The following is a 6302-nucleotide window of genomic DNA, read 5'->3' as shown; positions in this document are numbered from 1 at the left end:
TATCCAATCTATCGCATCAAAGAGAAATAATATTCCTAGGAAATCATTAAACTATAAAACGCCATTGGAAGTGTTTTTGAGTTATGTTGATAATGATATTTTGTCTAGCTTAATTTGACAAATGAAAGATAAATAAAATAAATTACCTATCAATTTAAATACTTCTCAATTCTCACATTTTATACCGATACATTCATCTTCAACTGAGTCCTATTTCAACATAATATATTTATTATTTTTCCAACCAAATTTAATCTTTATTTCTATTTCTTAACTCGATCTAACAAAGTATTCTTGTTCCAAATAAAAAAGACTGTATAATTTTTGATGTGGATGAAGAAATTCATCTACATCTATTTTTTACACAAAAAAAGAAACATATGAATTTTCCAGGTAAAATTACAGCGACAAAACCAAATTTTAGAAAGGAAGATTCATATGTCTCACAACCATTGTATCCGAGTTTTGCTTGATTTGAAAGATAGATGAAAATATTTACTTTGATTCTATTTTTGTGAAGAAGAGATTACTAAAGAAGTTAGATTTAAAATTTATAAAGGAAAACTTACTTATAAGCCTTGAGCTTATCCCTGCTGTAGCATTAAAAACAAAAAATATTCCATTGTCAAAAATGGTTTTATTACTTCTCGAATAAAGTGGTTAAGTGCTGCTCATTACCCAACCTATCTTTTATTAAAGAAACAACGAATTCTTTATCGTCTATGACATTCGCCTTTTCTAGCAGAGTCTTTAGAAATTGATAAAGAATGTTTTATTAATAATAGAGTTAAACAATCTATCGGCAATGATAACACTAGACTTTATCAGGTAGTTAATTTATTTTTTAAGCATCATGCCTTTATGTCAATAAATTTTCGGTATCACTTTGAGCAGTCGTGATAACCACTTCACCACAGCTACCCAAAATAACTAGTTAAACTTCTGTTGTCAGTACCATGATTGCACTCTCTATGAGCCTATCTGTAATTCTCATAATTTTTAATAGATAATTACTTGTAAATTTAAAATAAACTGTGGGATTATTATCCTTGTTCCTTTATTTTTTAGATATTTTTAATGTACAAATAAATTTATGATTAGCTATCAATAAATCACGAATGATAAGTAATCAATCGAATTACAATTCACTTTCAATCAATATTATTAAGTACGTTATAAATATTCCATAATTCATCGCAATCTTGGCGAGCAGTTATCTTTTCCATTTGAAAGCAACTTTGGTCTGTACCATTTAAGTAATTCCGTAGATGGTTATCTGGAAAACCATGCATCGCAGCATCTTCATGTGTACTGACATAATACACCTTATCGATATTTGCTAACATCATCGCACCTACACACATTGGACACGGTTCACATGTTGCATAAATTTCACAACCTGTTAAATCCATTGTCCCCAATATTTTGCTTGCCTTTCTAATGGCCATTATTTCTGCATGTGCCGATGGATCCGTATCTCTAACCATCGTATTCGCGACTGACGCTATAACACGCCCCTCTTTCACAATTGTAGCACCAAAAGGACCTCCTCCATAATTCATCATTCCTAATATTGCTGCATCACAAGCTAATTCAATATAATCTTTAGACTCCATTACTACATCCTCCTTATAAAAACAAGTTATTTGTTGGTTGAATAGTTGCCGCTTTTTTTAATATTTCTTGTGCTTTTTCATTCTCTCCAATAGTAGTTAAACTATTAGCCAAATGAAACATAAAATCTACTCTTGATGGATATTTAGCCAATAGCGTTTCCGTTAAGTTAACGGCTTCCTGATGTTTACCAAGCTCACGCAAGTAATTAGTCTGCTGATAGTCATAAAAATAGGTGTTAGTATTTTCAGCACCGTACTTAAAAAAAGATAATGCTTCTTCAACTCTACCCTGTCGTCTCTTAAGTTGAGCTAAGTAATAAATAAACTGAACATCGAATCCTGCCCCTTTTCTATAAAACATTTCTGCCTCTTTTTCATAGCCCATCTGTTCGTAAACCATCCCTTGATAAAATAATTTCTCCAGTGAATTCGGTAGTTTAGCAATATCTCTCAATGCTTGAATGTAGTTTTTCTTTTTTATCAACATGTCAATCCCAATAAAATTGCTCATTTTTTTTTCATTATTTAGTAATTTAATAACATCTTTTTGCTTCAATTCAGTTGCATAATCTATTGCTATTTTCTCCTCAAAATCCTTTATAGATATATCCGCACCATTCATTATCAGTTCATTGATAATTATTTGATATAAATAACCGCCATTTCCAAAAATCACCGCTTCCAATAATGCCGTCCATCCCAAGCGATTTACATGATTTACTGAGACACCTACTTTTAAAGCTGATCGAACGACATTCAGATAGCCCTTTTCACTTGAAGGAAGTAATGCTGTTCCACCGAAATGATTAACTTCCTGAATATCAGGACAATAGTGCAGAATTAATTCAAAGATATCGGATAAACCATTGGCTGCAGCTGCAATAAATGGTGATAAACCACTGTTATCTTTATGATTCGGGTCAGATCCTAATTCTAGTAATTTAGCTGTTTTAGTAATATTTTTAGCTAACACTGCTAACATTAAATCAGTTTGTCCCAAAGAATTAATCCCGCGATGATCTTGCACTATCGCATGATCATCAAATTCCTTCATTAAGCCATTGGTTAGTGGTTGAAAAATTTCATGATAAGAACGGTGATTTTTATTATCAGTTTCTAACACAATACTGGTATTAGTTGTTTTATCCATTTTTTGCTCAGAAACAGTCGTTTGAAGGTAAGATATCAAATAACCTGTTTCTTCAATTATTAGCTTTTCATTTAATAATGCTTCTACTGCAGCTATTATTTCATCTAAATTAACACTATTAGAAATACTCAAATTGATAATCAGATCGCTGACACTGGCATTCTGTATATCTTCATTTAATAAATCAAGCCTCTTCATTACTTCTTTATTCCTGTCAGTTCCCATTGCAATAATAGCTTTATTGACTCCCTCTATTAAATTTACCTTTTCTGAAAGATTTCCTAGCAACACAGAGTCAACATAACAATTACTGATTACTTTTACTATATGTATCATTTTTAGTTCCCCCACTTAATTTGTTATTATTAGTACGATTAGTATTTCGACTACTATATCCGTACCCGAAGATGCCCCAATCTATTGCCCCTATTTTAATTTATCATATTTTCTACACTTAATGTATAATTTTTAAACAACTAACCAAAATATATGTTGAAATATCTTAATTTCTATAAAACATATTAACTATAATACACTCATCAATAATCACCATAGTATAACCAATTTTTAACATTATATATATTATATTTATCTCGATACACTCTTCAGTATCACTTAAGACAAATTTGTGAACAATTATCGATATATTTTGAAAATAATAAAAGAGTCTTCCAGTTAACTTTATCTTTTATGTTGATATCGTAAATAAAAAGAATTTATCCACATAAATTGTGGATAAATTCTTTTTATCGTACATGAATAGTCTGTCCAGTTTCTGCAGATTTAAAAATCATTTCAATTAATTTTAAGACCGTCATAACTTCACTATTTTTTACAATAGGTACTGCTTGATGGCGTACCACTTCATAAAAATTATGATAAAATGTGTCGAATTCAGCTACACCCTTTGGCAATGGGAATGTAGTCGTGGCATCCTCAGACGGTGGTGCCATGGTCTTAGTAAGACCTTGGCCGGCTTGGATAGGTACTAGCTTGTGATGATCTATAAAACCAGTTTGTTTTACGACACGCCCTGATAAATCCCAATCATCGACTACAGCTGTGCCTTCAAGGCCCTTAACGTACCATCTTGGTAGTTTTATAAAATTAGTTGTCCCTACTTCAACAATACTTTTTAAACCATTCTCAAATGTAATGTGTGTGATGAAGCCATCATCCACATCATCTCCAAGTACAAAACTTAAGTCCGCAACAACAGATTTAATCGGACTATCCACTAGGAACAACAGCTGATCCAATAAATGAACGCCCCAATCAAGAAGCATACCGCCACCATGTTCTTTTAAATGACGCCAATCTCCAGGAATACCATTAGCGCCATGAACACGTGATTCTATTTGAAATAGACTGCCGATTTCTTGTTGGCGATATAATTCGCGAATGACTAAAAAATCTTTGTCCCATCGTCGATTTTGATGAACCATGAATACTTTTTCAGTTTCTTCAGCTACTGCTAAAACCTCATTTAATTCTGTACTTGACATCATTACCGGTTTTTCACAAACGACATGCTTTCCTGCTCGCATTGCCTGAATCGACAACTCTTTATGTGAGTCATTTGGTGTTGCAATCAACACAGCTTCAACAGCCTCATCTTGCCAAACATCTGCTAATTTATCATAAATTTTTAATCCCATGTCAGGTGCCTTAACCAATTGTTCAGGATTAATATCAAAAGCACCATAGGCATGAACACCATCAGTGTCTTTAATTAATTCTCGTGCATGGTAGCTTCCCATACCGCCTAAACCGATAATTACCATATTTATTTTGGTCATTTGTTTATTCCTCCCCTTTTAATCTCTACTGTTAAGCCCACCATAAGTCCCCAGGCTGATCTTTAATCATAATTGTTTTAAGGTTAGACACTGCTCGACTAAACCCTTCATCAATTGACATGATTGGATCTTCATGCTCAATACTCAATACATAGTCATAATTGTATAAACGTAGTGCACTAATGATATCAGACCACTCTTTCATACTATGACCACAACCGACAGAACGGAATGTCCATGACCGTGTTTGTACATCACTGTATGGTTGCATATCTGTTAAACCATACATATTTATATTTTCTTGGTCTAAGTAAGTATCTTTTGCATGGAAATGATGAATAGCATTCTCTTTACCCAAGATTTTAATCGCCCCAACAGGATCTATACCTTGCCACCACATGTGGGATGGATCAAGGTTGCAACCGATATTTTTCCCAGCTGCATCTCGTAATTTCAACATCGTATATGGAGTATGAGCTAAAAATCCTCCATGTAATTCAATACCAATTTTTACACCAGCAGTATCACACTCTTGATTAATTTCTTTCCAATACGGAATTAATTTATCTTCCCATTGATAGTGATAAATATCTGTATAATCCGTTGGCCAAGGTAATACCGGCCAATTGACGCTGGTATCAGTCGGATTACCACCAGCAACACCAGAAAAACCGTTTACTACAGGAACATTCATTAATGAAGCCAATTTAATTGTTTTACGTAATAATTCATCGCCCTCTTTAGCTTCAGCAGCTTTAGGAGAAATAGGATTATGATGCGCACTAAACGCACTGATTTCTAAGCCTTTATCTGACAACTTAGCTAGATATTCCTTACGGGCATCACTACTTGCAAGTAACGCGTCAATGTCGCAATGTGCGTCGCCAGGTGAACCTCCCGTACCAATTTCTACCGTTTGTAATCCTTGTTCAGCAACTTTTTCAATCATTTCATCAAAACTTAAATTATTAAATAGTGGTGTAAATACGCCTAATTTCATTATTTTTTTCTCCTATTCTATGATAATTTTTCCAGTGGTAGGTGGTTGCCGTAAGTTGGATAATTATTTTCCGTCGGATGACACCAATTGACTGCATTTTTTATAACTCTTTGAACTTTCGGGTGGTAATAAGACGGATACGTTTCATGACCAGGCTGGAAATAAAATATTTTTCCGTTGCCTCGGCGATAGGTACAGCCGCCTCGGAACACCTCACCACCTTGATACCAATTAATAAATACTAGTTCATCAGGTGCCGGAATATCAAAATGCTCACCGTACATTTCTTCTTTTTCTAAATCAATAAACTCCCCGACTCCCTCAACAATCGGATGACTAGGATTAACGTTCCAGATTCGACAGCGTTCATCAGCCTCACGCCACTTCAAATCACAACTTGTGCCCATTAACTTAATAAAAATTTTAGACATATGTGCTGAATGCAACACAACTAATCCCATTCCTTGTAAGACACGCTGATGTACACGATTAACAACTTCTTCAGAAACTTCATCATGTGCAATATGTCCCCACCAAATCAGTACATCCGTATCATTTAGTACATCTTCCGACAATCCATGTTCTGGATCATCTAGAGTGGCTGTCTTCACTTCAAAATCCTCTTTTAAAAACGATTTCAGTTGTTCATGTATTCCATTCGGATAAACATCTCGGACCTTTTTATCTGTCTTTTCATGACGATATTCATTCCATACTGTGACGTGTATCATATCCTT

Annotated in this window: 6 protein-coding genes and 1 pseudogene; 2 read left to right on the top strand and 5 right to left on the bottom strand. The window is 33.9% G+C overall.

Features of this window, described 5'->3' with window-relative positions:
- A pseudogene (locus tag CBF37_RS11980) lies at positions 1-118 on the top strand (IS30 family transposase); the annotation flags it as partial.
- 211 nt (positions 119-329) lie between these two features.
- Positions 330-473 carry a hypothetical protein gene (locus CBF37_RS11665; protein ID WP_165866687.1) on the top strand — a complete coding sequence of 48 codons (144 nt, stop codon included), beginning with the start codon at positions 330-332 and terminating at the stop codon, positions 471-473.
- 678 nt (positions 474-1151) lie between these two features.
- Here CBF37_RS11665 and CBF37_RS09470 read toward each other — a convergent pair.
- The 5 genes from CBF37_RS09470 to CBF37_RS09450 all read right to left on the bottom strand — a co-directional run bounded on the left by CBF37_RS09470 (position 1152) and on the right by CBF37_RS09450 (position 6296).
- Positions 1152-1616, bottom strand: a complete 465-nt coding sequence (locus CBF37_RS09470; protein WP_125984510.1) for a nucleoside deaminase — start codon at positions 1614-1616, stop codon at positions 1152-1154.
- Between the two features lie 13 nt (positions 1617-1629).
- On the bottom strand, positions 1630-3102 hold the full coding sequence (locus CBF37_RS09465; RefSeq protein ID WP_125984509.1) for an ankyrin repeat domain-containing protein: 1473 nt from the start codon (positions 3100-3102) through the stop codon (positions 1630-1632).
- 410 nt (positions 3103-3512) lie between these two features.
- Complete coding sequence (locus CBF37_RS09460; protein ID WP_125984508.1) at positions 3513-4565, bottom strand: Gfo/Idh/MocA family protein; 1053 nt, start codon at positions 4563-4565, stop codon at positions 3513-3515.
- A 31-nt stretch (positions 4566-4596) separates the two neighbouring features.
- Positions 4597-5565: a sugar phosphate isomerase/epimerase family protein gene (locus CBF37_RS09455; protein WP_125984507.1), complete on the bottom strand. Its 969-nt coding sequence runs from the start codon at positions 5563-5565 to the stop codon at positions 4597-4599.
- 17 nt (positions 5566-5582) lie between these two features.
- Complete coding sequence (locus CBF37_RS09450; protein WP_125984506.1) at positions 5583-6296, bottom strand: ThuA domain-containing protein; 714 nt, start codon at positions 6294-6296, stop codon at positions 5583-5585.
- Positions 6297-6302: the final 6 nt, after the last annotated feature.

This window comes from Vagococcus vulneris (genome assembly GCF_003950515.1).
In the GTDB taxonomy this organism is placed as follows: Bacteria; Bacillota; Bacilli; order Lactobacillales; family Vagococcaceae; genus Vagococcus; species Vagococcus vulneris.
The sequence above is the reverse complement of the archived record's forward strand: the minus strand, read 5'-3'. Positions and strand labels throughout refer to the sequence as shown.

Coding starts and splice junctions, on each gene's coding strand:
- CBF37_RS09470 (WP_125984510.1), bottom strand. CDS start 1,616: ATGGAGTCTAAAGATTATATTGAATTAGCTTGTGATGCAGCAATATTA.
- CBF37_RS09465 (WP_125984509.1), bottom strand. CDS start 3,102: ATGATACATATAGTAAAAGTAATCAGTAATTGTTATGTTGACTCTGTG.
- CBF37_RS09460 (WP_125984508.1), bottom strand. CDS start 4,565: ATGACCAAAATAAATATGGTAATTATCGGTTTAGGCGGTATGGGAAGC.
- CBF37_RS09455 (WP_125984507.1), bottom strand. CDS start 5,565: ATGAAATTAGGCGTATTTACACCACTATTTAATAATTTAAGTTTTGAT.
- CBF37_RS09450 (WP_125984506.1), bottom strand. CDS start 6,296: ATGATACACGTCACAGTATGGAATGAATATCGTCATGAAAAGACAGAT.